This window comes from Stenotrophomonas sp. Pemsol (assembly GCF_003586545.1).
In the GTDB taxonomy this organism is placed as follows: domain Bacteria; phylum Pseudomonadota; class Gammaproteobacteria; order Xanthomonadales; family Xanthomonadaceae; genus Stenotrophomonas; species Stenotrophomonas sepilia.
Window position 1 is genome coordinate 2,814,930 of record NZ_CP025780.1, and the last position, 25,934, is coordinate 2,840,863.

Annotated in this window: 21 protein-coding genes; 10 read left to right on the top strand and 11 right to left on the bottom strand. The window is 68.1% G+C overall.

The window, feature by feature from the left end; translation table 11 throughout:
• Nucleotides 1–122: 122 nt before the first annotated feature.
• On the bottom strand, nucleotides 123–659 hold the full coding sequence (locus PEM_RS13035) for a hypothetical protein (RefSeq protein WP_088497516.1): 537 nt from the start codon (nucleotides 657–659) through the stop codon (nucleotides 123–125).
• Nucleotides 656–3,082 (bottom strand): penicillin-binding protein 1B, encoded by a 2,427-nt coding sequence (gene mrcB / locus PEM_RS13040; RefSeq protein WP_069139358.1) that lies wholly within the window; start codon nucleotides 3,080–3,082, stop codon nucleotides 656–658. Before mrcB ends, PEM_RS13035 begins: the two co-directional genes overlap by 4 nt.
• 96 nt (nucleotides 3,083–3,178) lie before the next feature.
• Between mrcB and PEM_RS13045 the strand changes: the two genes are divergently transcribed.
• On the top strand, nucleotides 3,179–5,278 hold the full coding sequence (locus PEM_RS13045; protein ID WP_111128854.1) for a glycosyltransferase: 2,100 nt from the start codon (nucleotides 3,179–3,181) through the stop codon (nucleotides 5,276–5,278).
• Here PEM_RS13045 and PEM_RS13050 read toward each other — a convergent pair.
• Both PEM_RS13050 and PEM_RS13055 read right to left on the bottom strand, forming a co-directional pair.
• The gene (locus PEM_RS13050) at nucleotides 5,275–6,840 is read right to left on the bottom strand and encodes a hypothetical protein (protein ID WP_111128852.1); all 1,566 of its coding nucleotides are present in this window, start codon (nucleotides 6,838–6,840) and stop codon (nucleotides 5,275–5,277) included. The two genes, PEM_RS13045 and PEM_RS13050, sit on opposite strands and share 4 nt — an antisense overlap.
• Nucleotides 6,841–6,870: 30 nt before the next feature.
• Nucleotides 6,871–9,027: a bifunctional (p)ppGpp synthetase/guanosine-3',5'-bis(diphosphate) 3'-pyrophosphohydrolase gene (locus PEM_RS13055; protein ID WP_032954415.1), complete on the bottom strand. Its 2,157-nt coding sequence runs from the start codon at nucleotides 9,025–9,027 to the stop codon at nucleotides 6,871–6,873.
• A gap of 130 nt (nucleotides 9,028–9,157) precedes the next feature.
• Between PEM_RS13055 and PEM_RS13060 the strand changes: the two genes are divergently transcribed.
• Nucleotides 9,158–9,682, top strand: a complete 525-nt coding sequence (locus PEM_RS13060) for a hypothetical protein (RefSeq protein WP_053500608.1) — start codon at nucleotides 9,158–9,160, stop codon at nucleotides 9,680–9,682.
• 74 nt (nucleotides 9,683–9,756) lie between these two features.
• On the opposite strand, the gene hrpA is transcribed toward PEM_RS13060, so the two are convergent.
• Entirely contained in the window at nucleotides 9,757–13,839 is a 4,083-nt protein-coding gene (gene hrpA / locus PEM_RS13065) for an ATP-dependent RNA helicase HrpA (protein ID WP_065185415.1), read from the bottom strand.
• Nucleotides 13,840–13,925: 86 nt separating this feature from the next.
• On the opposite strand from hrpA, the gene PEM_RS13070 reads away from it, so the two are divergent.
• The 6 genes from PEM_RS13070 to PEM_RS13095 all read left to right on the top strand — a co-directional run bounded on the left by PEM_RS13070 (nucleotide 13,926) and on the right by PEM_RS13095 (nucleotide 20,831).
• On the top strand, nucleotides 13,926–14,474 hold the full coding sequence (locus PEM_RS13070; protein ID WP_005418469.1) for a Dps family protein: 549 nt from the start codon (nucleotides 13,926–13,928) through the stop codon (nucleotides 14,472–14,474).
• Nucleotides 14,475–14,931: 457 nt separating this feature from the next.
• On the top strand, nucleotides 14,932–16,737 hold the full coding sequence (gene recQ, locus PEM_RS13075; protein ID WP_005418471.1) for a DNA helicase RecQ: 1,806 nt from the start codon (nucleotides 14,932–14,934) through the stop codon (nucleotides 16,735–16,737).
• Between the two features lie 207 nt (nucleotides 16,738–16,944).
• Nucleotides 16,945–17,328 carry a CopL family metal-binding regulatory protein gene (locus tag PEM_RS13080; RefSeq protein ID WP_111128226.1) on the top strand — a complete coding sequence of 128 codons (384 nt, stop codon included), beginning with the start codon at nucleotides 16,945–16,947 and terminating at the stop codon, nucleotides 17,326–17,328.
• 75 nt (nucleotides 17,329–17,403) lie between these two features.
• Complete coding sequence (locus PEM_RS13085) at nucleotides 17,404–19,215, top strand: copper resistance system multicopper oxidase (RefSeq protein ID WP_119706111.1); 1,812 nt, start codon at nucleotides 17,404–17,406, stop codon at nucleotides 19,213–19,215.
• Entirely contained in the window at nucleotides 19,212–20,237 is a 1,026-nt protein-coding gene (locus PEM_RS13090; protein ID WP_065185411.1) for a copper resistance protein B, read from the top strand. Before PEM_RS13085 ends, PEM_RS13090 begins: the two co-directional genes overlap by 4 nt.
• Nucleotides 20,238–20,318: 81 nt before the next feature.
• Nucleotides 20,319–20,831 carry a GNAT family N-acetyltransferase gene (locus tag PEM_RS13095; protein ID WP_005418491.1) on the top strand — a complete coding sequence of 171 codons (513 nt, stop codon included), beginning with the start codon at nucleotides 20,319–20,321 and terminating at the stop codon, nucleotides 20,829–20,831.
• 77 nt (nucleotides 20,832–20,908) lie between these two features.
• Here PEM_RS13095 and PEM_RS13100 read toward each other — a convergent pair whose 3' ends face one another.
• The gene (locus PEM_RS13100; RefSeq protein WP_053499357.1) at nucleotides 20,909–21,211 is read right to left on the bottom strand and encodes a zf-TFIIB domain-containing protein; all 303 of its coding nucleotides are present in this window, start codon (nucleotides 21,209–21,211) and stop codon (nucleotides 20,909–20,911) included.
• 150 nt (nucleotides 21,212–21,361) lie between these two features.
• On the opposite strand from PEM_RS13100, the gene PEM_RS13105 reads away from it, so the two are divergent.
• Together PEM_RS13105 and PEM_RS13110 are read left to right on the top strand one after the other, a co-directional pair.
• Nucleotides 21,362–22,129 carry a CPBP family intramembrane glutamic endopeptidase gene (locus PEM_RS13105; protein ID WP_111128223.1) on the top strand — a complete coding sequence of 256 codons (768 nt, stop codon included), beginning with the start codon at nucleotides 21,362–21,364 and terminating at the stop codon, nucleotides 22,127–22,129.
• A gap of 92 nt (nucleotides 22,130–22,221) precedes the next feature.
• Nucleotides 22,222–22,644 (top strand): response regulator, encoded by a 423-nt coding sequence (locus PEM_RS13110; protein ID WP_005418495.1) that lies wholly within the window; start codon nucleotides 22,222–22,224, stop codon nucleotides 22,642–22,644.
• 76 nt (nucleotides 22,645–22,720) lie between these two features.
• On the opposite strand, the gene PEM_RS13115 is transcribed toward PEM_RS13110, so the two are convergent.
• The 5 genes from PEM_RS13115 to PEM_RS13135 all read right to left on the bottom strand — a co-directional run bounded on the left by PEM_RS13115 (nucleotide 22,721) and on the right by PEM_RS13135 (nucleotide 25,853).
• Nucleotides 22,721–23,659, bottom strand: coding sequence for an alpha/beta hydrolase-fold protein (locus tag PEM_RS13115; RefSeq protein WP_111128229.1), 939 nt, complete (start codon nucleotides 23,657–23,659; stop codon nucleotides 22,721–22,723).
• 82 nt (nucleotides 23,660–23,741) lie between these two features.
• Nucleotides 23,742–24,605: an alpha/beta hydrolase-fold protein gene (locus PEM_RS13120; protein WP_111128221.1), complete on the bottom strand. Its 864-nt coding sequence runs from the start codon at nucleotides 24,603–24,605 to the stop codon at nucleotides 23,742–23,744.
• Nucleotides 24,606–24,654: 49 nt separating this feature from the next.
• Nucleotides 24,655–25,098, bottom strand: a complete 444-nt coding sequence (locus tag PEM_RS13125; RefSeq protein WP_240431548.1) for a lysozyme — start codon at nucleotides 25,096–25,098, stop codon at nucleotides 24,655–24,657.
• A gap of 24 nt (nucleotides 25,099–25,122) precedes the next feature.
• The gene (locus tag PEM_RS13130) at nucleotides 25,123–25,659 is read right to left on the bottom strand and encodes a glycoside hydrolase family protein (RefSeq protein WP_111128218.1); all 537 of its coding nucleotides are present in this window, start codon (nucleotides 25,657–25,659) and stop codon (nucleotides 25,123–25,125) included.
• Entirely contained in the window at nucleotides 25,656–25,853 is a 198-nt protein-coding gene (locus tag PEM_RS13135; protein ID WP_069139347.1) for a hypothetical protein, read from the bottom strand. The genes PEM_RS13130 and PEM_RS13135 overlap by 4 nt, the downstream gene beginning before the upstream one ends.
• Nucleotides 25,854–25,934: the final 81 nt, after the last annotated feature.

The following is a 25,934-nucleotide window of genomic DNA, read 5'->3' on the forward strand; positions in this document are numbered from 1 at the left end:
GCCATCGAGCCCCCATGGATGGGTTTACGGCGTGTCCTGCACGCCCCACCCGCCCGGCCCATCACCCGCATCCATCAGTGCGCGCGCCGCAGAAGGGGCGGCGCCCGGTGGAGTGGAATACCTCAGTACCGCTTGATCCCCGGCACCGTGCAGCCTTCAATCTGCGCATGCGCCGACACCGCATTCTCCTTCTCGCCCCGCGCCAGGCGCGACTGCTCGATCGTCGCCCAGTGCCGGCGGCACAGCGGCCCGGTCTTCGAGCCCAGATCCACGGCCTTGCGCGCGAGAGTCTCCGCCTGTGCCCACTGCCCCTGCAGCAGCGCCAGTTCGGCACGCTCCTGCAGCACCGCCGGGTCACCGGCCACGATCTCCAGCGCATGGTCCAGACTGCTGGCGGCACCGGCGAGGTCGTTGGCCTGGCGCTGCGCCTGTGCGGCCAGCCTCAGGTCTTCCACCTGCGAATCACGCAGCGGCTGCACCGACAGTTCCTTGTCGTCCGGACCCGCTGCAGCATCCACGGCCGCCAGGCGCTGCGCCGGCGTGGTGGTATCGACCGGCTTGACTACCGGCGGCGCGCTGCTCACGCAGGCGGCCAAGGCCAGGCTCAGGCCGGTCAGGGCCAGGGGCTGCAGCAGGGTACGCATGTTCATCGGCATCATCGGCTCGGGGGAGAAGTGGTGGCGGCAGGTTCGGCGGGTGCTTCCGGCTTGCGGTCCAGGCCGAACCAGCTGCGCCAGCCACCGCCCTCGCCTTCAGCCTCGCCCTGCCCCTCGGGCGACGCGGCCGGCGCGCACGGCGCATAGGCAGGCGCATAGCCCACCACGAACGGGAAACGGCGCGCGCCGGGGCAGCCTTCATCGGTGCTGTTGAGACCGGTGGGAGCCACCGGCTGCCAATCCAGGCCCTTGTTGCTGACCCGCAATGGCGCACTCGGCAGGCGCTGGAAGATGCCCGACCAGACCCGCATCGCGCCAGTGGCGCCATACAGGCCGGCCTGCTGGTTCTGATCGTTGCCGATCCAGATCACCGCCAGGTGGTCGCCGGTGTAGCCGGCATACCAGCTGTCACGGCCATCGTTGGTGGTGCCGGTCTTGCCGGCTGGCTGCAGACGGCCGAGGCCATCAGCATTGAGACGCTGCGCGGTACCGCTGGCGACGACCTGCTGCAGGCCGACACTGATCAGGTTGGCGGCAATCGAATCGCCTTCCTGTGCCGGTGCCGGGGTCTTGTCGTAGCGCTTGAGCAGCTTGCCCTGCGGATCGAGCACGCCACGCACGGCGTGCAACGGCTGGATCTCACCACCGGACGCGAGGAACTGGTACAGCTGCGCCATCGCATACGGGCTCTGGTCGGTCGAGCCGAGGATCACCGCCGGATTGGCCTCGGCCTTGATGCCGGCCAGCACATGGATCAGCTGGGTCACGCGCTCGGGGCCGACCTGCATGCCCAAGCGCACCGTCGCTTGGTTGTACGAATGCGCCAGCGCATCGATCAGGCGCACCGTGCCGTGGCTGCGGTTGTCGGCGTTGCCGGGGCTCCAGTTGCGGCCGCGGCCGAGCTGCACCGTCACCGGCGAATCATCGACCCAGCTGGCCAGCGAATAGCGGTCAGGCTGCGCCAGGGCCAGCAGGTACACGAACGGCTTGAGCAGCGAACCGACCGGGCGCTGCGCCTCGATCGCACGATTGAAGCCGACCTCGGACACCTCACGGCTGCCGATCACCGCCAGCACGTCGCCGTTGTGCACGTCGGTCAGCACCATGCCGGCCTGCAGCTCAGGGCGACGCTGGCTTTCCAGCGACTTGATGGTGCGGGTCACCGCGCCTTCGGCATAGGCCTGCGCGGACGGCGACATGCCGGTCATCACGCTCAGGCCCGCGCCCTGCAGCGCAGATTCCGGATAGTCATGCGCAAGCTGCCGGCGGACCAGGTCGACGTAGGCGGGGAAGCGGTTGGCAGCCACCAGGCCCGGTGTCTTGGGCACGCCCAGCGGAGCCTTCAGCGCGCGCTGGTACTCGGCATCGTCGATCAGCGTGGCGTCGTGCAGCTTGCCCAGCACGAAGTTGCGGCGGTCCAGCGCGCGTTCCGGGTTGCGCCGCGGGTCGTAGAAGGACGGCCCCTTGACCAGGCCGATCAGCAGGGCGATCTGCTCGGTCTCCAGCGACTGCAGGTCACGCCCGAACCAGAATTCGGCGCCGGAGGACATGCCATGGATCGCCTGGCTGCCGCGCTGGCCCAGGTACACCTGGTTGAGATACGCCTCGAAAATCGTGCGCTTGTCGTAGCGCGCTTCCATGATCAGCGCGTACAGCACCTCATTGAACTTGCGGGTGAGCGTCTGTTCCTTGCCGATGCCAAGCAGGCCGCTGCGGGCCAGCTGCTGGGTGAGCGTCGAAGCGCCCTGGCGGCTCTGGCCACCGGAACGGATCGTCACCCACACCGCGCGCGCGATGCCTGACAGGTCGATGCCGTGATGGCGGTTGAAGTCCTTGTCTTCCACTGCCTGCAGGCCGGTCACCAGCAGGTCCGGCGCCTCGTCCATGCGGATCAGGCGGCGTTCTTCCTGCTTCTGGCCGTACAGCGTGGCGATGCGCGCCGGATCCAGCCGCGCGGCCTTCAGTGCCTTGCGGCTGTCGGCGTCGCGCAGCGAGGCTACGCCGCCATCGGCCAGCGACAGCTCCACCCGGCGCGGCGCCACCCGGCCATCGACGTCGTTGTAGCCACGACTGGAGATCACAAAGCGACCGCCGTTCACCGCATAGGTGGCCGGCTCCTTGCCCTGCCCGTCATCACGATAGGCGGAGGCGGCCAGTTCGGTCTTCAGCGTGGACGCATCCATTGCCTTGCCGGGGGTGAGCACCAGCGGGCGCGCATACACGCGCGTCGGAATCTGCCAGCGCAGCTCGCCGAAACGCTGGGTCACCTGCTGGTTCAGGTACAGCGTATAGGGAATGAGGAAACCCAATCCCAATGCGACCGCAGCCATGCTCCAGGTGATCAGCCGGCGCCGCCACAGCGGACCGCTGTCCTGCTGGTCGTCGTCGAAATCGTCGATGTCGTCGGAATCGTAGCGTCGGGGCACGGGAATGCGAGAATGTAGGGTCTGGCGAGTCTACCCCAGCCACTGCGGCTGGCGAATTCTCCCGGGTTCCCCTGCTTAAGCTGGAGTTGCAACCGGATGGCGATGTCCCTGGCCGAGATCCGATACCTGATCAACCGCCTGTCGGGCCTGGCCCGCCGGAGCCTGGCAAGCCTGCGCACCCGCGGGTGGCGGGCCACCTGGCAACGCATCCGCGTGCACACCCAGCGCGCCGTTCCCGCGCCGCGCACGCCCCTGTTCCTGCCGCCAGCACAGGCTTTCGCCCCCTTCACGGTGCCATTCAGCGAGTCGCCGGAGGTGAGCATCGTCATCCCGGTCTACAACCATGTCGGCCACACCCTGGCCTGCCTCCGCGCCCTGGCGGCACACCCGCCCGCAGCCGCGTGCGAGATCCTGGTGGTGGATGACGGCAGCAGCGACGCCACCGCACAGTGGATGCCGCAGGTGGCGGGGTTGCGCTATGAGGTGCGTGCGCACAACGGCGGCTTCATCGAAGCCTGCAACGAGGGTGTATCGCGCGCACGCGGCCGCTACGTGGTGCTGCTCAACAACGATACGGTGCCGCAGCCGGGCTGGCTCGACGCCCTGCTGGACACCTTCGGCAGCGTCCCCGACGCCGGCCTGGTCGGCAGCCAGCTGCTGTATCCCGATGGCCGCCTGCAGGAATCGGGCGGAGTGATCTTCGCCGATGGCAGTGGCTGGAGCTATGGCCGCTTCGAGGCCGCTGACGACCCGCGCTTTGCCAGCCTGCGCGACGTCGACTACTGCTCCGGTGCGGCGCTGATGCTGCCGCGTACCCTCTGGCAGCAGCTGGACGGCTTCGATACCCGCTACAAGCCGGCGTACTACGAGGACACCGACCTGGCCTTCCGCGTGCGTGCACAGGGCCTGCGCGTGCTGGTGCAGCCGGCCAGCCGGGTGATCCACGACGAAGGCACCAGCAACGGCACCGACACCGGCAGCGGGGTTAAGGCCTACCAGGTGCGCAACCAGGCCATCTTTGCCGCTCGCTGGGCCACCGAGCTGGCCCGCCATCCGGCGGTCGGCGCAGTGCCGTCGCCAGCGCTGCTGCTGCGCGGCCGGCGCCAGGTGCTGATCCTGGACGAGGAAGTACCGCAGCCCGATCGCGATTCCGGGTCGCTGCGCCAGGTCAATCTGATCCGCCTGCTGCTGCAGGGCGGTGCCCACGTGGTTTTCGTCCCGACCCGGCGCGAGCATGCCGGCGCGGCGACCGAGGCGCTGCAGCGGATGGGCGTGGAAATCTGGTACGCCCCCTTCCTGGACGGCGTGGCCGGCTGGCTGCGCAGCCATGGGTCGCGTTTCGACGTGGCGATGCTGGTGCGCCACCACGTCGCCCACGAGTGCCTGCCCCTGCTCAAGCGCTATGCGCCGCAGGCACGAACCGTGTTCGACACGGTCGACCTGCACTACCTGCGCGAACGCCGCGGTGCCGAAGTGGCCGGTGATGCGGCGCTGCTGCGCGCAGCAGAACGCACCCGCAGCAGTGAATTGGCAGTGATGGAGCAGTGCGACATCACCGTGCTGGTCAGTGCGGCCGAACGGGAGCAGCTGCAGGCCGATGCGCCGCGGGTACGGGTGGAACTGATTTCCAACCTGCACGAGGTTGCCGGCGCCGGCGCCGTCTACGAGCAACGACACGATCTGGTGTTTGTCGGTGGCTTCCGCCATCCGCCGAACCTGGACGGGATGGAGTGGTTCATCGGCGAGGTCTTCGCCCACATCCGCGCCCAGCTACCGGAGGTACGCCTGCACTGCATCGGCGCCGCGGCGCCGGAATCGTTGCTGGCACTGGCCGCACGCCACCCCGGCGTGCAGATGCACGGCTTCGTCGAAGACATCACGCCCTACATGGACGGCGCGCGCATTGCCATCGCACCGCTGCGGTTCGGTGCCGGCGTAAAAGGCAAGATCAACCTGAGCATGGCCCATGGCCAACCGGTAGTCGGTACCACCTGCGCCGTGGAAGGCATGCACCTGCATCCCGGCCAGGACGTACTGGTGGCCGATGACGCTACCGGTTTCGCCGATGCGGTGGTCCGCCTGTACCAGGACCCGCAGCTGTGGCAGCAGTTGTCCGATGCTGGCCTGGCCAACGTCGCCGAACATTTCTCACTCGAAGCCGCCCGTGCGACCGTGCAGCGGGTGTTCTTCGCCTAGTCCGCCCGTCCACCGGCGCGGCGCAGGCGATCTTCAAACGCCGGCAGTTCGGCCAGATCCGGCTGCAGCAACCGCGCCTGTTCGGCGGCATGCGCGGCGAAGGCCAGGTCACCGTTGCCGAGCCGTTCGCTGCCGATCGCCAGCCAGCGCTGGGCCAACCGCAGCCGCGCCGAGGGCAGGCCCGCTGCGGTCGGTGACAGGGTCTGCCAGGCCTGCAGGCAGGCACCCGCCGCCTGTACCCGGTTCTGCCGCAGATTGTCGTCGAAGCAGCGTCGGCTGGCGGGCAGCAAGCGTGCGGCGGCTGCCTTCACCCGCGCATCGCGGGGAGCCAGCGACTGGGCTTCGCGCAACGCGTCGAACGCGCTGTGCCCGGGTGGGCTGATCCACTGCCCCGCGCGCTCGGCACGTTCGATCTTCCGCAGGTGGTCGCGCAGCTGGCGTTCGCGCTGCGCCGTGCTGACCGCGGGCTGCTGCAGGGCCCGCAGCGCCTGCTGCGCGCGCTGCAGGCGCTGCGCCAGTTGTTGCCGGACTGCCTGCGAAGCCCCCAGCTCCGCCGCCAGGGCCGCATCACGTTGCGCCGCATCGAACTGGAAGTCGTCGGCGGACTTCTGGCTGCGTGCAACCACTGCCTGCAGGGTCTGCTCACGCCCGCGCTGCGCATTGGAATCATCGGCGGCCACCACCAGCACCGCCTGGAAGCCCTTGGCCGCAGCTTCCAGCTGCTGCCGTCGCAACGCACGCTGCGCCTGCCGCAGGCGCTGGTCGGCGGCGCGCGCGAGGGCCTCCTCGCTCGCCGGTAGATCGGCATGACCAGCATCGAACTGACGGGCACGACGCAGGAGCGCGGCCGCCTCGGCCAACTCCCCTCGATCCGCCAGCGTGCGTGCCTGCAGCAGCAGGTCGCTCAGCGCATCTTCGCGCCCTTCCAGCGCCGGCAGGTTGTCCGGCTGCAGGGCCAGGATGCGCTGGAACAAGGGCAACGCACTGCTGTCGCCGTCATCCAGGCGTCCGGCCGCGAACGCGTTACGCGCCTGCGCCAACAACGCACCAATACCGGCTCCGGCGCTGCGTCGCGCCTGCAACTGGCGGGCAACCGCATCGGCGTCGCCCTGCGGCACCTGCAGCTCACGGGCCAGTGCCAGAGCCTGCGCGCTGCCGTCCAGGTCATCCGCCTGCAGGCGATCGCGCGCCTGTTGCAGCGCTGCCGCGCCGGTATTGGCCAGGCCCTGGCGCGCCTGCGGGCGATCACCGTCCAGCGCCAGCGCCGCCTGGTAGCGCTCGCGCGCACCACTGCCATCGGCATCGCTCAGGCGCCCAGCCGCCAATGCACGATCCCCCTCAGCCAGCAGCTGTTCGATCTGCGGCTCATCCCAGAACCAGTCTGCCAGCGGCTTGCGCAGCAGGACCAGCAGCACGAACACGGCCAGCGCTGCGAGCAGCGCCCAGCGCCAGATCCGGCGCGCATGGCGCGCCTGCAGCCACCACCAACGCCCCTCGCGACGGACGCGGTCCAGCGCAGGGTGTTCAGCGCCATGCGGGCGATGCGGGGGCTCGCGTTCCATGCGTGCAGGGTAGCCGGGGCAGCGTGAAGCTCAGCCGAGGCGACGCGCCTCGCTCACGCCCGGCAGCGCATCGAGCTTGCCCAGCAGCGTCGACAACTGCCCGTAGTCACTGACCTTCAGGCGCAGCCGAAGGTGGGCACGGCCACTGTTGCGCACGTTGTCACTGTGGATGTCGAGCACGTAGGCGTCTTCCTGGGCGATCAGGTTGGTGATGTCCTTCAGCAGCCAGCGGCGATCGACCGCATCGACCACCACGTCCACCTCGTAGCCGCCCCCGGCCTGGCCCCACTCCACCGGCAGGATGCGCTGCGGGCTGCTGGCCGCCAGCCGGGCCAGCGCGGCGCAGTCTGCACGATGCACGGTGACACCCCGGCTACGGGTCAGGTAGCCGATGATCGGCTCGCCGGCCACCGGCTGGCAGCAGCGTGCCAGCTGCACCAGCAGGTTGCCCACGCCCTGCACGGTGAACTTGGACTTGCCCAGGTTCTCGCGGCGCGCGGTCGGCCGCGGCAGGGCCGGTGCGGGTGCGGGCTGGCTGGCGGCACGCTCCGCCTCCAGCAGCGCACGGCTGACCTGGTTCGGGCCGGTATCGCCCAGCGCCACCTGGATGTACAGGTCATCGACGCTGTCGGCATGGAACTTCTTCGCCGCCACGGCCAGGTCCGCGTGCTGCAGGCCCAGCCGCTTCAGCTCGCGCTCGAGCAGCTCGCGACCGGCCTGCACGTTGCGCGCGCGGTCCAGCTTGTGGAACCAGCTGCGCACTTTTTCGCGCGAGCGGTTGCTGGCCAGGAAGCCGTTGGCCGGCATCAGCCAGTCGCGGCGCGGATCGGCCTCCTTGCCGGTCAGGATCTCGACGCGGTCGCCGCTGCGCAGGCGGTAGGTCAGCGGCACGATGCGGCCGTTGACCTTTGCGCCGCGGCAGCGGTGCCCGACCATGGTATGCACCTGGTAGGCGAAATCGAGCGGGGTAGCGCCCTGCGGCAGGTCCAGCACCTCGTCCTTCGGGCTCAGCGCATAGACCCGGTCCTCGGTCAGCTCGGCATCAAGCGCCCCGGCCAGTTCATTGCCCTGCCCGTCCTGCGCCTGTTCCAGCAACTGGCGCATCCAGGTGATCTTGCGGTCGAAGGACTTCTCCGCGCCCTTGCCACCTTCCTTGTACTTCCAGTGCGCGGCCACGCCCAGCTCGGCCTGCGAGTGCATCTCGTGGGTACGGATCTGCACTTCGATGGTGCGCCCTTCCGGGCCGACCACGGCGGTGTGCAGCGAGCGATAGTCGTTGGCCTTCGGGCGTGCGATGTAATCATCGAACTCGCTGGGTACCGGTGCCCACAGCGCGTGCACCACGCCCAACGCGGCATAACAGGCGGCGACGTCGTCGACCATCACGCGCACCGCACGGATGTCATACAGCTGGTCGAAGGCCAGCCGCTTCTTCTGCATCTTCCGCCAGATGCTGTAGATGTGCTTCGGGCGGCCGCTGACTTCGGCCTTGATGCCCTGGGCGACCAGCTCGCGCGACAGCACCTTCTTGACGTTCTCGACGTAACGCTCGCGGGCGATGCGGGTTTCATCCACCTCGCGGGCGATGCGGCGGTAGGTTTCCGGTTCCAGGTGGCGGAACGCCAGGTCCTCCAGCTCCCACTTCAGCTGCCAGATGCCCAGCCGATTGGCCAGCGGCGCGTGGATGTCGCGGGTCAGCTGGGCCAGCGCGCGGCGCTGCTCCTCGTCCAGCTTGTCGGCCGCGCGCATCCGCGCCAGCTGCCGTGCCAGCAGGATCGGCACCACGCGCAGGTCGCGGATGATCGCCAGCAGCAGCCGGCGCAGGCCTTCGCTGTTGCGCCCCGCCTCACGGCCGGCGTGCAGCGCCCACACCGGGTCGGCCGCATCCTGGCCATCCAGCAGGCCGATCACCGCCGCCTTGTGGTTGCCCAGCGGCAGCTGGTCCAGGCTGGCGCGCAGGCCCGGCAGGTCGAACAGCAATGCGGCCACCACTGCGCCTTCATCGGCCGAGAGCATCGCCAGCGCATCGAGAGTATCGCCCAGCACCGACCAGGTGGCACGCATCTGGTGCTCGCAATCCGGCGCTTCCCAATGCTCACGCAGGGCCTGGCGCAGCGGAGCAGGCAACACCGCTGCCGAGGGACGGTTCAACAAGGCATCCAGGCCAGGGACGGAAGCGCGGTTCACAGCATCGAGCAGGCAAGACAGAGGCCCCTACACTAGCGCCGGCGCCGTTCAGGGACAATCACTGCACCCACCATCACCCGGCATGAAGACATGCCGCTACACTCGCCCACACACCCAGGAGAGACCCGCCATGCCTTCGATTGCCCCGCGCGTCCGTCCACGGCTGCTGGCCTGTGCCGCCGTGCTGCTGTCCCTGTCCGCGCCTGCGCTGGCCCAGCGCGTGGTGGAGGGCGACCTGCAGCAGCAGATGTCGCCCTCCGAGTTCAAGGCCGCCGGCCTGGACAAGCTCAGTGCCGGTGAACTGGCCACGCTCAACCGCTGGCTGCAGGGCAAGGTCGAGGCGGCCACCACCCAGGCCGTCGCCGCAGCGCGCGAAGAAGGCCGCCAGGAAGTGATCAAGAAGAACCGCGGCTTCCTGGACTTCGGCAGCAGCGAACCGATCGAAAGCAACCTGCAGGGCGAATTCCGTGGATTCGGCCAGGGCCGCCGCTACGTGCTGCAGAACGGCCAGGAGTGGGAGCAGATAGACGCCACGCACTATTCCGGTGGCCGCAAGGACGCCCCGGGCGTCAGCATGCGCCCAGGGGTGATGGGCGCCTGGTATATGAAGGTGGACGGGGTGAACGTGCAGCCGAAGGTTCGCCGCACCAAGTAACGCCCGGGCATTCCGGCCATGCCGGCTCCCTGCCCGGCCGGCCACGGTCGCCCGACGGGGCGACCGTGGCGCGCTCAGGCCTGGCGCAATGCAGCCACGCGCTGCGCCAGCTTCTTCGCCGAGATACCGGTGCGTGCACCCAGCTCCTGCGCGAACAGCGATACCCGCAGTTCTTCCAGATCCCAGCGCAGCGCCTGCCATTGCGGGCGATCACGCAGGCCCTGCTGCTCGCCCGCCTCCAGCGCTTCCAGGAACGGATGCAGTTCCAGCATGCGCGCCTGGTCACGCGGCGGATCACGCTTGGCACGTTCGGTGCGCAGGATCATCGCCTTCAGATAGCGCGGGTACTGCGCCAGCGCGTCGGCCGGCGTGTCGCGCAGGAAGCCGGGGTGGATCAGCCCGGCCAGCTGCGCTTCCATGTCGTCCAGGTTGCCGCGCGCCCAGCCCATCAACGGCGCTTCCAGCATCGGCTTCAGCTCCGCCACCAGCGCCAGAATGGTCTCGGCCAGCTTCAGCCGCGACATCGCCTCGCCAAACAGGGCCTTGGCGGCGTGTTCGCGACGCTGCTCGAACGCCGTCGCATCGCGGATTTCCTCCAGGCCCTCGGCCAGCACCGCGTTCATCGCCGCATCGACCAGGTCACCACGCAGCCGCTCCTGCGATTCGATCGCGGCATACAACAGGCCGGTCTTGGCACCGACCGGCAACTGCTTGCGTGCCTGCTTCACCTTCTCGGCCAGGGCGATCTCCAGCAGGCGGCGCACGCCCAGCGGATGGGCGTCCTGCGCCTGCTGGCGATCGGCGAAGATGCGCAGCGCCACGCTGTCGCCCTCGTCCAGCAGCGCTGGATAGGCCGGCACGCCGGCTTCACCGGGTACCTGCAGCGGAATCGGCGTGGCCGGGAACGTGCGCAGGCCGTCAGCCGCCATCTCGCGCCCGGCACGCGCGGCGAAGGCATCGCCAGCACGGCCACCGAATTTCGCGCGCAGCGCTTCCAGATCACGCGAGGTGGCAAGCACCTTGCCCTGTTCGTCGCGCAGCCGCAGGTTCATGTGCAGGTGCGGCTCGATCGAACCCGGCTCGAAATCCAGTGCGGTCACCGTCGCGCCGGTCGCACGTGACAGGAAACGCGCCAGCTCGCCAGTGATGGCATCAGCGCTGGGCTGCGGGAAGGCCTCGTAGAACGCGCGACCGAAGTCCGGCGCCGGCACGTAGTTGCGGCGCATCGCCTTTGGCAGGCTGCGGATCAGTGCCGAGGCCTTGTCGGCGACAAAGCCCGGCGCCAGCCAGCCCAGCTGCACCGGATCCAATGCGTTGAGCAGGTGCAGCGGCACGTCCAGGGTCACGCCATCGTCGTCGGCCCCCGGTTCGAAGCGGTAGTGCAGCGGCAAGCGCGCCTGGCCCAGCGCCAGGTACTTCGGATAGCGCTCCTGTTCGCTGCCCTCACCGGGCAACAGGTCTGCCAACGACCAGTGCAGCGCCTTGCGCTGCTCCGGCGCCAGCCCTTTCCACCAGCTATCCAGTCCCGCCGCCGAGTGGATCTGCGGCGGCACCCGGTCCAGGTACCAGCGTGCCTGCCAGTCTTCGTCGGCAACGATGCCGGCGCGGCGCAGCTTGGCTTCTTCCTCGCGCGCGACCTCCAGCACCTTCTGGTTGTCGGCGACGAAACTGGCACGGGTATTGATCTCGCCGGTCACCAGCGCCTGGCGCACGAAGATGTCATGCGCCTCGCCCGGCGCGATGCGGCCGTAATGGACCGGTTTCTTCGGTGCCAGCACCAGGCCGAACAGGCTGATCTGCTCGGACGCCAGCACCTGGCCCTGCGCGCGCGACCAGTGCGGGTCGAAGTGCTTGCGCAGCAGCAGGTGCGGCAGTTCGGCGATCACCCAGTCCGGCTCGATCGCGGCCAGGGTCATGCCCCATACCTTCTGCGTATCCAGCAGGTTGGCCACCAGCAGCCACGGCGGTGGCCGCTTGGCCAGCGCCGAACCGGGGAACGGCAGGAAGCGGCGCTGGCGTGGTGCCTGGAAATCGCCCTTCTCGGTGCGGTGACCGATCTGCGTCGGCAGGCCCGCCACCAGCGCCCGGTGCAGGGTCTGGTAGGCAGCGGCACGCACGCGTTCGCTGAAGCCGCCGCCGGCGGGCGCCTGTTCCTTCTGCGCGCGCACGGCCACCGGTGCCGGTGCGGCCTCGGCCTTGCCTTCGCGGGCCAGGCGCGCGGCACGATGCAACTGGCCGCGGGTGGCCTTTACTGAGGCCGCGTCATCACGTGCCGGTGCCGGCGCACTGCTGCCGGCCAGCAGCGGTGCCATCGATGCCTCGCTGGCCTCTTCCTTCCAGCCCAGTTCCTCGCACAGCAGCCGCAGCTGGCGATGCAGCTCGCGCCACTCGCGCATGCGCAGGAAGCCGAGGAAATGACGTCCGCACCAGTCGCGCAGCTTGGACTGGGTCAGGTCTTCGTGGGCCTGCCGGTAGGCATCCCACAGGCGCAGCACGCCGACGAACTCGGAGCGGCCATCGGCGAACTGCGCATGCGCGTTGTCGGCGGCACCGCGCGCTTCCGGCGGGCGTTCGCGCGGGTCCTGGATGCCCAGGAACGAGGCAATCACCAGCATCGGCCGCAGGCAGCCTGCAGCCTGTGCGGCCACCAGCATGCGCGCCAGCTTCACGTCCACCGGCAGGCGCGCCATCTGCTTGCCGATGGTGGTCATGCGCCGCTCGGCATCGATCGCGCCCAGCTCGGTCAGCTGCTGCCAGCCATCGGCAACGGCACGCTCGTCCGGCGCCTCCAGGAACGGGAACTCCTCGATGCGGCCCAGGCCCAGCTGCAGCATGCGCAGGATCACGCCGGCCAGGCTGGAACGGCGGATTTCCGGATCGGTGAACTCCGGCCGCGCCTGGAAATCCGCCTCGGCGTACAGGCGGTAGCAGATGCCTTCGGCGATACGGCCGCAGCGACCCTTGCGCTGGTTGGCGCTGGCCTGCGAGATCGGCTCGATGTGCAGGCGATCCAGCTTGTTGCGCGGGCTGTAGCGCTTGACGCGGGCGAAGCCCGGATCGACCACGTAGCGGATGCGTGGCACCGTCAGCGAGGTCTCGGCCACGTTGGTGGCCAGCACGATGCGCCGGTTCGGCCCGGGGTTGAACACCCGGTCCTGGTCCTGGTTGGACAGGCGCGCGTACAGCGGCAGCACCTCGGTATTGCGGTACTTGCGCCGTTCCAGCGACTGGTGCGCATCGCGGATCTCGCGCTCGCCCGGCAGGAAGATCAGCACGTCGCCGCGTGCGTCCAGGCGGGTGATCTCGTCGACAGCCGACACGATGGCATCGTTGACGGTGCGTTCGCCCTGGTCTTCGCCCTCGCCTTCCAGCGCGCGGTAGCGCACTTCCACCGGGTAGGTGCGGCCTTCGACGCTGATCACCGGTGCGTTGTCGAAATGCTGGGCGAAGCGTTCGGTGTCGATGGTGGCCGAAGTGACGATCAGCTTCAGGTCCGGGCGCTTGCGCAGCAGCTGCTTCAGGTAGCCCAGCAGAAAGTCGATGTTGAGGCTGCGTTCGTGTGCCTCGTCGACGATGATCGTGTCGTAGTTCGACAACCAGCGGTCGCTGGCGATCTCCGCCAGCAGGATGCCGTCGGTCATGAACTTGATGCGGCTGTCGTCGCTGACCTTGTCATTGAAGCGTACCTGGTAGCCCACCAGCTGGCCCAGTTCGCTCTGCAGTTCCTGCGCCACGCGGCTGGCCACCGCACGTGCGGCGATCCGTCGCGGCTGGGTGCAGCCGATCATGCCGGCCTGGCCACGGCCTGCGGCCAGGCACAGTTTCGGCAGCTGGGTGGTCTTGCCCGAACCGGTTTCACCGGCGATCACCACCACCTGGTGGTCGCGGATCAGTTTGATGATCGCGTCGGCTTCACGCGCAATCGGCAGCTGCGGGTCCAGAGTAATGGACGGCTGCTGTTGCGCCCGCACCTGCCGGCGCTGCACCGACGCCTGCAAGGCCTGCTCGAAAGTAGCGGCCAGTGCCGCATCCTGCGGCTTGGCCTGGCAACGCGAGAGCATTCCCAGCAAACGGCCCCGGTCGCGGCTCATGGCGCCGTCGATGGCGGCGCGCTGTTGGCGCAGGCGGGGCGATGGATTTTTATCGATAGAGTTCATCAATCGGTTCGTTCAAAACTTTGAAAGCGACCAGTCATCACGACCGGTTTATTGTGAAGGCCAACGATTCCATAAGGAGGAACCTCATGGCGAAGACCAAAAGCACGACCAAGGCCAAGACCGGCAAGCAGAAGCTTGCAGCGGCGGCACCGTCGGCGCCGAACATCGATATCGGGATCACCCAGGGCGACCGCAAGAAGATCGCCGACGGTCTGTCGCGCTTCCAGGCCGATGCGTTCACGCTCTACCTGAAGACGCACAACTTCCACTGGAACGTGACCGGGTCGATGTTCAACTCGCTGCACACCATGTTCGAGACGCAGTACACCGAGCAGTGGGCGGCACTGGACGACGTGGCCGAGCGCATCCGCGCGCTGGGCTTCAATGCCCCGGGCTCCTACCGGGAATTCGCTGCGCTGACCTCGATCGTCGAGGAACCGGGCCTGACCGACAGTGCGGACTGGCGTGAAATGGTACGCCAGTTGGTGGTCGCCAACGAAGCGGTATGCCGTACGGCGCGTGAAGTGCTGGATGTGGCGGCCAAGGGTGACGATGCCCCGACCGAGGATCTGATGACCCAGCGGCTGCAGACGCACGAGAAGTACGCCTGGATGCTGCGCTCGCTGTTGCAGTAAGGGTTGGGGGTGTTCGGCAGGGCTTGCAGCCCTGCACCCGCCGAAGCCTTCAAGCCAGAGCCAGAGCAAAAGCCAGTTTCCTGAAGGTTGGCGGGGTGGGTCCGGTTGAGGGGGACGCCGTAAACCCGTCCATGGGGGCTTGGTCGCGGCATCCATGCCGCTCACACCCCCTCAACCGGACCCACCCCGCCTTCGACAGATTTCCGCGATCTGCCAGGGCATTGCTTGTCGATATCTGACAGATTTCATCCACGCATGGCGTAGATCTACCCGCCACCGGGCCAAGTCTGGGGGAGAGCCCCCTGAGTCAGGGGGCGGACGCGAAGCGGCGGGGGTCTGGGAGCTGGTAAGTGGGGCCCGCGTTTCGCGCAGCGAAGCGTGGGAGCGGCAGCGCGCATGCGATGGCGCGTTCCCAGGGCGCAGCCCTGCCGCCGCCTCCGGGAGGTAAACTAGCGCGATGGCTTCCCGTCCCGCGCACGACCTGCTTCAACGCGTCTTTGGTTACGACGATTTCCGTGGTCCGCAGCAGGACATCGTGGAGCATGTGGCTGCCGGTCACGACGCCCTGGTGCTGATGCCCACCGGCGGCGGCAAATCGCTGTGCTATCAGGTCCCGGCCCTGCTACGTGACGGTTGCGGCATCGTCATCTCGCCGCTGATCGCACTGATGCAGGACCAGGTCGAAGCCCTGCGCCAGCTCGGCGTGCGCGCCGAGTACCTGAATTCAACCCTGGATGCCGAGACCGCCGGCCGCGTCGAGCGCGAGCTGCTCGCCGGCGAACTGGACATGCTGTATGTCGCCCCTGAGCGGCTGCTGACCGGGCGTTTCCTGTCGCTGCTGTCGCGCAGCCAGATCGCCCTGTTCGCCATCGACGAAGCACACTGCGTGTCGCAGTGGGGCCATGACTTCCGCCCCGAATATCGCCAGTTGACCGTGCTGCACGAGCGTTGGCCGCAGATCCCGCGGATCGCGCTGACCGCCACCGCCGATCCGCCGACCCAGCGCGAGATCGCCGAGCGCCTCGATCTGCAGGAAGCGCGCCATTTTGTCAGTTCCTTCGACCGTCCCAACATCCGCTACACCGTGGTGCAGAAGGACAACGCCCGCAAGCAGCTGACCGACTTCCTGCGCGGCCACCGTGGCGAGGCCGGCATCGTCTACTGCATGTCGCGGCGCAAGGTCGAGGAGACCGCTGAATTCCTCTGCGGCCAGGGCTTCAACGCTCTGCCTTACCACGCCGGCCTGCCGCCGGAAGTGCGCGCCGGCAACCAGCGCCGCTTCCTGCGCGAGGACGGCATCGTGATGTGTGCCACCATCGCCTTCGGCATGGGCATCGACAAGCCGGACGTGCGCTTCGTCGCGCATACCGACCTGCCCAAGTCGATGGAGGGCTACTACCAGGAAACCGGACGCGCAGGCCGCGATGGCGAAGCCGCCGAGGCCTGGCTGTGCTACGGCCTGGGTGATGTGGTACTGCTCAAGCAGATGATCGAGCAGTCCGAGGCGGGCGAAGAGCGCAAGCAGCTGGAGCGGGCCAAGCTCGACCATCTGCTGGGCTACTGCGAATCGATGCAGTGCCGCCGCCAGGTGCTGCTGGCCGGCTTCGGCGAGACCTACCCCCAGCCTTGCGGCAACTGCGACAACTGCCTGACGCCACCGGCCTCGTGGGACGCGACCATACCGGCACAGAAGGCGCTGAGCTGCGTCTATCGAAGCGGCCAGCGCTTCGGTGTCGGCCACCTGATCGACATCCTGCGCGGCAGCGAGAACGAGAAGGTGAGGCAGCAGGGCCACGACAAGCTGAGCACTTATGCCATCGGCCGCGACCTCGATGCACGCACCTGGCGCAGCGTGTTCCGCCAGCTGGTCGCGGCCAGCCTGCTGGAAGTGGACAGCGAGGGTCACGGTGGCCTGCGCCTGACCGATGCCAGCCGCGACGTGTTGACCGGCCGCCGCCAGATCAGCATGCGCCGCGACCCGGCCAGCAGCACCAGCGGACGCGAGCGCAGCGCGCAGCGCACCGGCCTGTCGGTGCTGCCGCAGGACCTGGCCCTGTTCAACGCGCTGCGCGGCCTGCGCGCCGAACTGGCCCGGGAACAGAACGTACCGGCGTTCGTGATCTTCCACGACAGCACCCTGCGCAACATCGCCGAGCAGCGCCCGACCAGCCTGGATGAACTGGCCCGGGTCGGCGGCATCGGCGGCACCAAACTGAGCCGCTACGGCCCGCGCCTGGTCGAGATCGTGCGTGAAGAGGGCTGACGGTATCGCGTTGCCGCGCTGCGGCGCGGCCGCCGGGCATGGCCCCAACGGCGCGCGGGCGCCCCTGTAGAGCCGAGCCCACGCTCGGCTGCCTCTGCGCGAACAGCAGCCGAGCGTGGGCTCGGCTCTACGCTGGTGCAGGTCCAATCTTGAACCGGCCATTCAGCCGGAAGTGCATCCGCGTCCGCTTGCGGCTAGATTAGCGTCATGTCCCTGGCCTCGACCCTGCTCCGCGTCGTGCTCATGCTCAGCCTGTTGCTCAACGGGCTGAACGCGGCCCTGGCCCGTGGTCACGAAGAAATGGGGCGGATGGCTCGCGCCGCAGCCGCGGCTGTTGATGGCGGCACTGCCGACTGCCACCACCACGCGGGCATGCAGGCCGACCCGGCCCCGCAGGCCAAGGCCCCGGCCCACGACGCCCACTGCCAGATCAAGGACTGCGTGCGCAGCTGCGCCCAGCACCCGCTGCTGGTGGTGCAGCCGTTGCCGTTCATGGCCGGACCGGCGCTGTCGCTGGCCCCGCAGCCGATGCCGGCCACCGGCCGGCCGGCGCCGCCGCTGCCGCCGATCTCACGCCCTCCCATCGGCTGATTCCACACGCACCGTGCGCCCTGCGCACCGCGGCCGGCCGCCTGCCGGCGTCTTTACGTGTCTGGAGTCACCACCATGAATACCCGTATCCCCCGCGGTCCGGGCCCTGTGCCCATGCCGTCGCGCCGCCTGTTCGTGCAGGGCCTGGCCGCCGGTGGCGTGGTTGCCGGCATCGCCGCTGTCGGCGTGCCGCAGCGCGCGCTCGCCGCCGCCACTGCCGCCCCACGCCTGGCCGGCGCCCCCGCCGTGCTCAGCGACACCCGCATCGAACTGGCCATCGGCGAATCGCTGGCCAACTTCACTGGCCGCACCCGTCCTGCGATCACCGTCAATGGATCGCTGCCGGCACCGATCCTGCGCTGGCGCGAAGGCCAGACCGTGGACCTGTTCGTGCGCAACACCCTGGAACGCCACCCGACCTCGATCCATTGGCACGGCATCCTGCTGCCTGCGAACATGGACGGTGTGCCGGGACTGAGCTTCAATGGCATCGGCCCCGGTGAGACCTACCACTACCACTTCGAACTGAAGCAGTCGGGTACCTACTGGTACCACAGCCACTCGATGTTCCAGGAGCAGGCCGGCCTGTACGGAGCGCTGATCATCGACCCGGCCGAGCCGGCGCCCTACCACCACGACCGCGAGCACGTGATCCTGCTGTCCGACTGGACCGACATGGACCCCGGCGCGCTGTTCCGGCGCATGAAGAAGCTCGCCGAGCATGACAACTACTACAAGCGCACCCTGCCCGACTTCCTGCGTGACGTGAAGCGCGACGGTTGGTCGGCCGCGTTGTCCGACCGTGGCATGTGGGGGCGGATGCGGATGACGCCCACCGACATCTCCGACATCAATGCGCACACCTACACCTACCTGATGAATGGCACCGCGCCGGCCGGCAACTGGACCGGGCTGTTCCGCAGCGGCGAGAAAGTGCTGCTGCGCTTCATCAACGGCGCCTCGATGACCTACTTCGACGTGCGCATTCCCGGCCTGAAAATGACCGTGGTCGCCGCCGACGGCCAGTACATCCATCCGGTCAGCATCGACGAGTTCCGCATCGCGCCGGCCGAAACCTACGACGTGCTGGTGGAACCGACCGGGCAGGACGCGTTCAGCATCTTCTGCCAGGACATGGGCCGTACCGGCTTTGCCGCCGGAACGCTGGCGGTCCGCCATGGCCTGCAGGCACCGGTTCCCGCGCGCGACCCACGCCCGTCGCTGACGATGAGCGACATGGGGCACGACATGGGTAGTGGTGGCCATGGTGGCCATGACATGGCCGCGATGAAGGGCATGGAAGGCGGCTGCGGCGCCAGCATGGGCCACGGTGCGCACGGCGGTAGCGATGCCGCCAGCAAGGCACCGAAGCACCCGGCCAGTGAGCGCAACAACCCGCTGGTGGACATGCAGAGCTCGGCCACCGAACCGAAGCTGGACGATCCCGGCATCGGCCTGCGCGACAACGGTCGCCAGGTACTCACCTACGGCGCGATGCGCAGCCTGTTCGAGGACCCCGATGGCCGCGAGCCGAGCCGCGAGATCGAGCTGCACCTGACCGGCCACATGGAGAAGTTCTCCTGGTCATTCGACGGCATTCCGTTCGCCAGCGCCGAGCCGCTGCGACTGAACTACGGCGAGCGCATGCGCATCGTATTGGTCAACGACACCATGATGCAGCACCCGATCCACCTGCACGGCGTGTGGAGTGATCTGGAGAACGCGCAGGGCGAATTCCAGCTGCGCAAGCACACCATCGACATGCCACCCGGCACCCGCCGCAGTTACCGCGTGCGTGCCGATGCGCTCGGTCGCTGGGCCTACCACTGCCATCTGCTGTACCACATGGAAGCGGGCATGATGCGCGAAGTGAGGATCGAAGAATGAGCCGCTCACTGCTTTCCCCCAGCCTGCTGGCCCTGGGCCTGGCCACCGCATTGCCGGTGTTCGCGCAGTCGCATGCCGGGCATGACATGGGCACGATGGACCCGCCGCCGAAGACCGCGAAGACCCCGGCCGAACCGGTCGATCATTCGAAGATGGATCATTCGAAGATGAACATGGGTGCGGCGGGTCAGGCCGGCATGGACCACTCCACGATGGACCACTCGAAGATGGACCATGGCGCGATGCAGCCAGCGGCGATGGACCATTCCACGATGGATCACGCCGCCATGGGTCACGGCACGCCCGCACCCATCGAACCGCGCGAGCCGATCCCGGTTCCCACCGATGCCGACCGCGCTGCCGCCTTCCCTCCGATCGCGCATGGTGCGATGGAGCATGCACCACAGATCAACAGCCTGCTGCTGATCGATCGCCTCGAACACTGGGACGGCAAGAACAGCACCGGCCAGGCCTGGGAGGCCACCGGCTGGATCGGTGGCAACATCAACCGCCTGTGGTTGCGCACCGATGGCGAACGCAGCCGCGGCAGCACGGAATCGTCGTCACTGGAAGCACTGTATGGTCGCAGCGTATCGCCGTGGTGGGACGTGCTGATCGGCGTGCGCCAGGACTTCCGGCCGGCCGACTCGCGCACCTGGGCGGCCATCGGCATCCAGGGCCTGGCGCCGTACAAGTTCGAAAGCTCGGCGACGCTGTACATGGGTTCCGGTGGCCAGGTGCTGGCCAAGGCCGAGGTCGAGTACGACGTGCTGCTGACCAACCGCCTGATCCTGCAGCCGCTACTGGAAGCCACCGTCGCAGCCAAGGATGAGCCGGAGTACGGCATCGGTCGCGGACTGAACAAGGTGGAAGCCGGGCTGCGCCTGCGTTATGAGTTCAGTCGTCGTTTCGCGCCGTACATCGGCATCAGCCACGAGCGCACGTTTGGCGACACCGCCGATCATGCTGGCGACCACGCACGCGACACGCGCTGGGTGGCGGGCGTGCGCATGTGGTTCTGAGCAGCGGTTCGTGAGCATTGGCCAGCCCCGGCAGCCGCCGGGGCCGGCTACACTGCGCCACGTTCCAATGCAGGCTCCGCCATGTCGCTGCAGATCCGCCGCGCCACCCTTGCCGATGTCGACGCCCTGTCGGCCATCGCGATTGCCACCTACAACGAAACCTGGGGCGACTCGTACCCGGCGCAGGAGCTGCAGGATTTCCTGCAGGCGCACTACAGCAGCGAACCGCAGCGCGCCGAACTGTCCGACCCGCGCAGCGCGATCTGGCTGCTGGTGGACGGCGACAACGTGGTCGGCTACCTGGCTGCTGGTGCCAACACCCTGCCGCATGCCGAGGCCCGCGAAGGCGACATCGAACTGAAGCGGTTCTACATCCTGGCCGCACACCAGAACGGCGGCCATGGTGCACGCCTGATGGACGCGTTCATGGCCTGGCTGGACCAGCCGCACCGCCGCACCCTGTGGGTGGGCGTCTGGGAGGAGAACTTCGGCGCGCAGCGCTTCTACGCGCGCTATGGCTGCAGCAAGGTCGGCGAGTACGACTTCATCGTCGGGGATACGCGCGACCGCGAGTTCATCCTGCGGCGGACGTGATCACGCGCTCCATGTAGAGTCGAGCTTGCTCGACTATAGGCGGCAACATCCAGTCGAGCATGGCTCGACGCTACAAACTAGAAATCGAACAATTCAGACAGGAAGCTGTCCTTTTTCTTTTTCTTGTATCCGTGGCCCCGGTTGTCCTCGTAGCGCTGGCCCAAGTGGCGGGTATCACGATGCATCACCGGCGGCGGCGTGGTCGCCGGCTGCGCCTGCACAGGTGCCGGCGGCGGCAGCGCAGCGCCGGCGCGTTCGATGATCTTGTCTAGCTCGCCACGGTCCAGCCACACGCCACGGCAGCCGGGGCAGTAATCGATCTCGATGCCATGGCGCTCGGCCATCTGCAGGGTCTGGGTCTTGCACACGGGGCACAGCATGGGCATGGCTCCTGAAGGTCTGGCAACGACTCTACCTGCCCACCGATGACTGTGCGGCAACACATGACCGATGGCACACAGACTTCCGGCGCGTGCCAGCGTCCCCGGCCGCCTTCCACACTCCACGCTGGTTCCGCAGGGAGTGCGTGCATGACCGTCCTGTCCCGCCTGCCCAACGCCGCGCGCCTGCTGCTGGTGCTGCTCGGCGTCGGCGTTGGCCTGAATCTGCGCGATGTCGCTGCGGCCGCAGGCGCGCCGATTCCCGCCTTGCCTATGCCCTACGGCGGCAGCCTGCTGGACAACGCACTGGCCGTCCTGCTGGCGCTGCTCCTGGCCACACTGCTGCGCCCGCGTGGGGTGGGCCTGATGGCCAGCCTGGGGCTGCACGGGAACGGCTGGCGCGGTCCGTTTTGGGTGCTGCTGGCCAGCCTGCCCTGCTGGCTGGGCCTGGCGGTGCTGGGCACGCCCAACACCGCACTGACCGCACTCGATGCGACGATGCTCGCCGTGCTGTTCCCACTGGCCGAGGAAGTGCTGTTCCGTGGCCTCGGCTTCGTGCTGCTGGTGAAGCTCATGCGTGGCCCATGGTCCCTGCTTGCGCTGCCGCAGGCGCTGCTGTTCGGTTGGGTGCACTGGCTGGGCTTCGGCGGCTTCGACGGCGGCGGCACTGCCCTGTTCGTCGGCGCGGTCATCGCACTGGGCGGCTTCATCTTCGCTTGGCTTGACCATCTGGACGGCGACACCCTGTGGTGCGGCCTGGTGCTGCATGTATCGATGAACATGGCGTGGAACGTGTTCAACCTCGACGACGCCGTCGCGCTGGGCTGGCAGGCCACCAGCCTGCGTATCGGCGCCGCGCTGCTGGCGGTGGCGGTGCTGGCCTGGCAGGTACGCCAGCGACGCCCGCGCCTGCTGTAACGCTCACTTAGCCTGCCGTGCACGCCGGGATCACCCCCGGCTTGCGCATACTTGCGCGCCTTTTCATTGCTGCTTTCCGGAGCTGTAGCGCCATGTTGCTGTCCAAGCGCCACGTTGAACCCCGCGTCCTGCTGATCGAGGACGCAGAGGAAACTCGCGAGCTGAGCCGTCTTGCGCTGGAAAGCCAGGCCTGCCACGTGGTGGGCGTGAGCTCTGCCGAAGCAGCATTGGGCCTGCTGGCCGCAGGTGAGCGTTTCGACCTGCTGTTCACCGACGTCAACCTGGGCCCGATCAGCGGCATTGAAGCTGCCAACCGGGTCCGCGGCCTGTATCCCCAGCTGCCGATCCTGGTGACGTCGGGCATGGACCAGCACCAGGTGCTGCCGCAGCTGCGCGACGGCATTCATTTCCTGCCCAAGCCCTACAACATGAGCGAGCTGCTCGACGCCATCCGCCTGTGCTTCCGGCACGCCGATGTGGGCGTATTGATCGGGCCGGATGCGCAGGCAGCGTGAGGCGTTGATCCACACATGGCGTGGATCTACCGGGTTCTTGCAGTAGATCGACGCCATGCGTGGATGGCGCCCACCTTCAACCGCTGCTGTACGGTCCGGTACCCGGGAACACCTTCAGCAGCGCGCGGGTGATCATGTCCGGATACACGGTGAAGTGGTCCTCGTCGTCGATCACCATGTTCTCCACCTTCAACGAATGCCCGCTGGCGCGCAGCTGCTCGGCGAACTCGGCGTTGTGGCGCAGCATGTCGTTGCGGGTGAAATAGCGCGGTTCCGGCTTCACCGTTTCGAAGCTGCCGATCGACAGCACCACCGTGGTCGGCTGCGTGGGCGCCTTGGCCTCGGCCTGCATGCGCGGCACCCGATGGTTGTCGAACCACAGCGACGGGCTTGACAGGATGTAGCTGTGGAACATGTTCGGGCGCGTGGTCAGCACGTAGGCGCCAAACAGTCCGCCATAGGAATGACCGGCATAGGCACGCCGCGACGGATCGGTGCGGTAGCGTGCATCGATCAGCGGCAGTACGCGCTCGGCGAGGAAATCGCGGTAATGTGCCGCGCCGCCGTAGCTGACGTCGTCGCTGTAGTCACGCGGATCGGTGCGCACCGGATCGCTGGGCGTGTAATCGCGCGAGCGGCTCTGCTTGGACGTCAGGCCTTCCTGCGGCGGCAGCCCGACCAGGATGAAATCCTCGATGTTGACGCCCTTCTGCCCCACCATGTTGCGCACGCTGCGCACCAGCGGGAAGCTGTACAGCGCGTCGGTCACATACAGCACCGGGTAGCGTTTCTCCGGATGCGCAGCGTAGTCAGCCGGCAGCGCTACCCAGATCGGGTAATCGCGGCCCACCGGTTCGTGCACGCGCAGCGCTTCGGTATCCGGCAGCACCACGCCCGGCGCAGCGGTGGCCGCTCTTTCCTTCGCTTCATTCTGTGTTGCCGGTGGCGCCACCGACATCGCAAAGCCACTCACGGCCAGGCAGGCCGCCACACTCCATCCACGCACACGCTGCATCCACACGCTCCCGTTGCGGGCGGCGCACCGCATGGCACCGCTGCCGCATCCTTGCATGGCGTGCAGCCCGGTGCCAGTGCGGTCAGGGCGAGGCCGGCGGTGGTGCCGGGAACAGCCTGCGCAGCGCCTGCATTGCGGCCGGGTGATAGAGGGTCGCGTGCGTTTCCTCCGGCAGCGGCAGGTACTTCACCAGCGGCGACGGTGAGGCATGCTGCAGCAGTGCGGCCAGTCGTGCGGCAGAGGCGGCCAGCTCCGGCTGCCCGCTGCTGGCCAGGAACACGTGCGGCTGCGCACGCGTCACCGCAGGCAACTGCTTGACCACTCCGGCCAGCATCGCGCCGCGGTTCCACCACAGGCTGGGATCCAGCGCGATGTAGCTGTTGAACAGCGTCGGTTCCTGCAGCAGCGTTTCGACCACGAACAGGCCGGCCAGCGACTCGCCGATCAACGCGCGCTCGTCGGTGGTCGGGTAGCGATGGCGTACCTGCGGCATCAGTTCATCGCGCAGGAAGCTGCGATAGGCCGCCGATCCACCAATGCGTGGCGCGATCTTCTGGTCCTGCGGATCGCTGCTCGGGCCGGTCATGTCACGACGGCGCTCGGTGTTCTCGATGCCGACCAGCAGGAACGGGCGCATGCTGCCGTTGCCGCTCAGCACCTGCACCAGCCCTGCCACGTGCAGGAAATCCTCACCGATGCCGCCGTCGGGCATGTAGATCACCGGCAGCGGCGCCTTCGGGTCCAGGCCCCAGGGCTGCGGGCGGTAGACATTGATGCGGCGGGTTTCGCCCAGCGCCTTCGACTCGATGGTGAAGGTTTCGCCGATCACCAACGGTGCCGGCGCAGTGACCGGGCCCGGCGACGTCGCCTGCGCGGCGGGAACAGCGGCAATACCTGGACCTGCGGTGGCCAGCACGATCAAGACGGACAAGACAGCGACGCGCATGCGAACTTCCATATTCGTGAGGACGGCCAGCATAACTGTGCCGGCGCCCTCAACGGCGATCCAGTTCGATCACCGCCTGGCAGGCACGGAGCTGGTCGTCGGCATCGCGTCCGACTCGAACAAGCGCTGCCGCAACCTCTGCTCGTAACTGGGCGCCCGCATCACGTTTGCCGGTGCGGGCGGCGGCTTCGGACAGGCGGCCGGTGTGGCACGCGGCGAGGTCGTCGCGCAGGCGGAGAGTGCCAGCGCGCAGAGCAGCCACCACATCGGCATCCACCTCGGCCGCGCGCTCACGATCGTGTTCATGTTGTTCCCCCAGTGAGGCCATCGCCTCGCTCCGTTCTTCCTGAGCCCGGCGCAACCGCCGTTCGGACTGCACCACTCCGGCCTGTTGTTCCACATCGACACGCGCCATCGCCAGATCGCTGCGATCACCACGCCAACGCCAGCCGGCCACGAACATCAGCAACGACCACAGCACCAGCGAAGCCATCACCACCACTCCGCGCGGCATGGGTCACTGCTCCGCCAGGCAACGCGCATGGCGCTGCTGCTGGCGCTCCCACACTCCCCAGCACACGCTGTTGGGGCGACCATCGACACGGGTCGAACAGTCGTAGCCCCCTGCCCGCTTCCACAGCAGCAAGGCATCACAGGCCTGGCGGTATTCACCCTGCAGTAGATGCCGGCGCATCGATGACGCGCGCCAGTTGCCGATGCCGTACTGGTAGAGGAAATCGACATAGACGTCGTACTCGCCCTGGCTGAGCGCCACGCCGGGCAGCGACGCGCGGAACTGTCCTTCTTCCCGGGCCAGATGAGCCTGTACGGCATGCAGCGCGCGTACCGGCGTGGTGCGATCACCCATCCTCACCGGCGTGCCGTCCTCGCGGACGGTCGAGCCGAAGCCATAGGTTGGACGGTCATTGCGCGTAGGCACCACCGCGGCGTCGGTGTATCCCTCGCGGTCGACGATGGCGATCAGGCCCGCAGCACTGAGCGCAAGCGCGGCGACCAGGCTGCGTATCGGCAATGTGCTGCCGGGCCGGCTCATTCGCGCTCCCGGCGGCGCCATTCGCGCAGCCAGCGCCAGCCAAGATAGGCAATCTGCGCCGCCAGGTAGATGATGGTGAGGACCACGACCAGGCGGTCCAGGGTGATGCCGGCGGCAAGCGCACCGGCAACGGTGACCGGCGGCGCCGACTTGACGACCGCCGCGCCGGCCGTACTGATGATTTCTTCTTTCATGAGGGTTCCTGGAGGAGATGCGGGCCGCGTCGCATCGACGTGGCCCGAAGAGATGCCCGCCTCGCTGCCGGCTCGGCACGA

Bases quoted from the DNA above. Each gene is read 5' to 3' on its own strand.
- PEM_RS13060 (WP_053500608.1), top strand. From the start codon at position 9,158: ATGCCTTCGATTGCCCCGCGCGTCCGTCCACGGCTGCTGGCCTGTGCC.
- PEM_RS13125 (WP_240431548.1), bottom strand. From the start codon at position 25,098: ATGGCTTCGCTGGTGCTGTGGTCGTTGCTGATGTTCGTGGCCGGCTGG.
- PEM_RS13085 (WP_119706111.1), top strand. From the start codon at position 17,404: ATGAATACCCGTATCCCCCGCGGTCCGGGCCCTGTGCCCATGCCGTCG.
- PEM_RS13050 (WP_111128852.1), bottom strand. From the start codon at position 6,840: ATGGAACGCGAGCCCCCGCATCGCCCGCATGGCGCTGAACACCCTGCG.
- PEM_RS13090 (WP_065185411.1), top strand. From the start codon at position 19,212: ATGAGCCGCTCACTGCTTTCCCCCAGCCTGCTGGCCCTGGGCCTGGCC.
- PEM_RS13110 (WP_005418495.1), top strand. From the start codon at position 22,222: ATGTTGCTGTCCAAGCGCCACGTTGAACCCCGCGTCCTGCTGATCGAG.
- recQ (WP_005418471.1), top strand. From the start codon at position 14,932: ATGGCTTCCCGTCCCGCGCACGACCTGCTTCAACGCGTCTTTGGTTAC.
- PEM_RS13130 (WP_111128218.1), bottom strand. From the start codon at position 25,659: ATGAGCCGGCCCGGCAGCACATTGCCGATACGCAGCCTGGTCGCCGCG.
- PEM_RS13135 (WP_069139347.1), bottom strand. From the start codon at position 25,853: ATGAAAGAAGAAATCATCAGTACGGCCGGCGCGGCGGTCGTCAAGTCG.
- PEM_RS13070 (WP_005418469.1), top strand. From the start codon at position 13,926: ATGGCGAAGACCAAAAGCACGACCAAGGCCAAGACCGGCAAGCAGAAG.
- PEM_RS13045 (WP_111128854.1), top strand. From the start codon at position 3,179: ATGGCGATGTCCCTGGCCGAGATCCGATACCTGATCAACCGCCTGTCG.
- PEM_RS13120 (WP_111128221.1), bottom strand. From the start codon at position 24,605: ATGCGCGTCGCTGTCTTGTCCGTCTTGATCGTGCTGGCCACCGCAGGT.
- PEM_RS13095 (WP_005418491.1), top strand. From the start codon at position 20,319: ATGTCGCTGCAGATCCGCCGCGCCACCCTTGCCGATGTCGACGCCCTG.
- PEM_RS13115 (WP_111128229.1), bottom strand. From the start codon at position 23,659: ATGCAGCGTGTGCGTGGATGGAGTGTGGCGGCCTGCCTGGCCGTGAGT.
- PEM_RS13105 (WP_111128223.1), top strand. From the start codon at position 21,362: ATGACCGTCCTGTCCCGCCTGCCCAACGCCGCGCGCCTGCTGCTGGTG.
- PEM_RS13100 (WP_053499357.1), bottom strand. From the start codon at position 21,211: ATGCTGTGCCCCGTGTGCAAGACCCAGACCCTGCAGATGGCCGAGCGC.
- PEM_RS13035 (WP_088497516.1), bottom strand. From the start codon at position 659: ATGATGCCGATGAACATGCGTACCCTGCTGCAGCCCCTGGCCCTGACC.
- PEM_RS13080 (WP_111128226.1), top strand. From the start codon at position 16,945: ATGTCCCTGGCCTCGACCCTGCTCCGCGTCGTGCTCATGCTCAGCCTG.
- hrpA (WP_065185415.1), bottom strand. From the start codon at position 13,839: ATGAACTCTATCGATAAAAATCCATCGCCCCGCCTGCGCCAACAGCGC.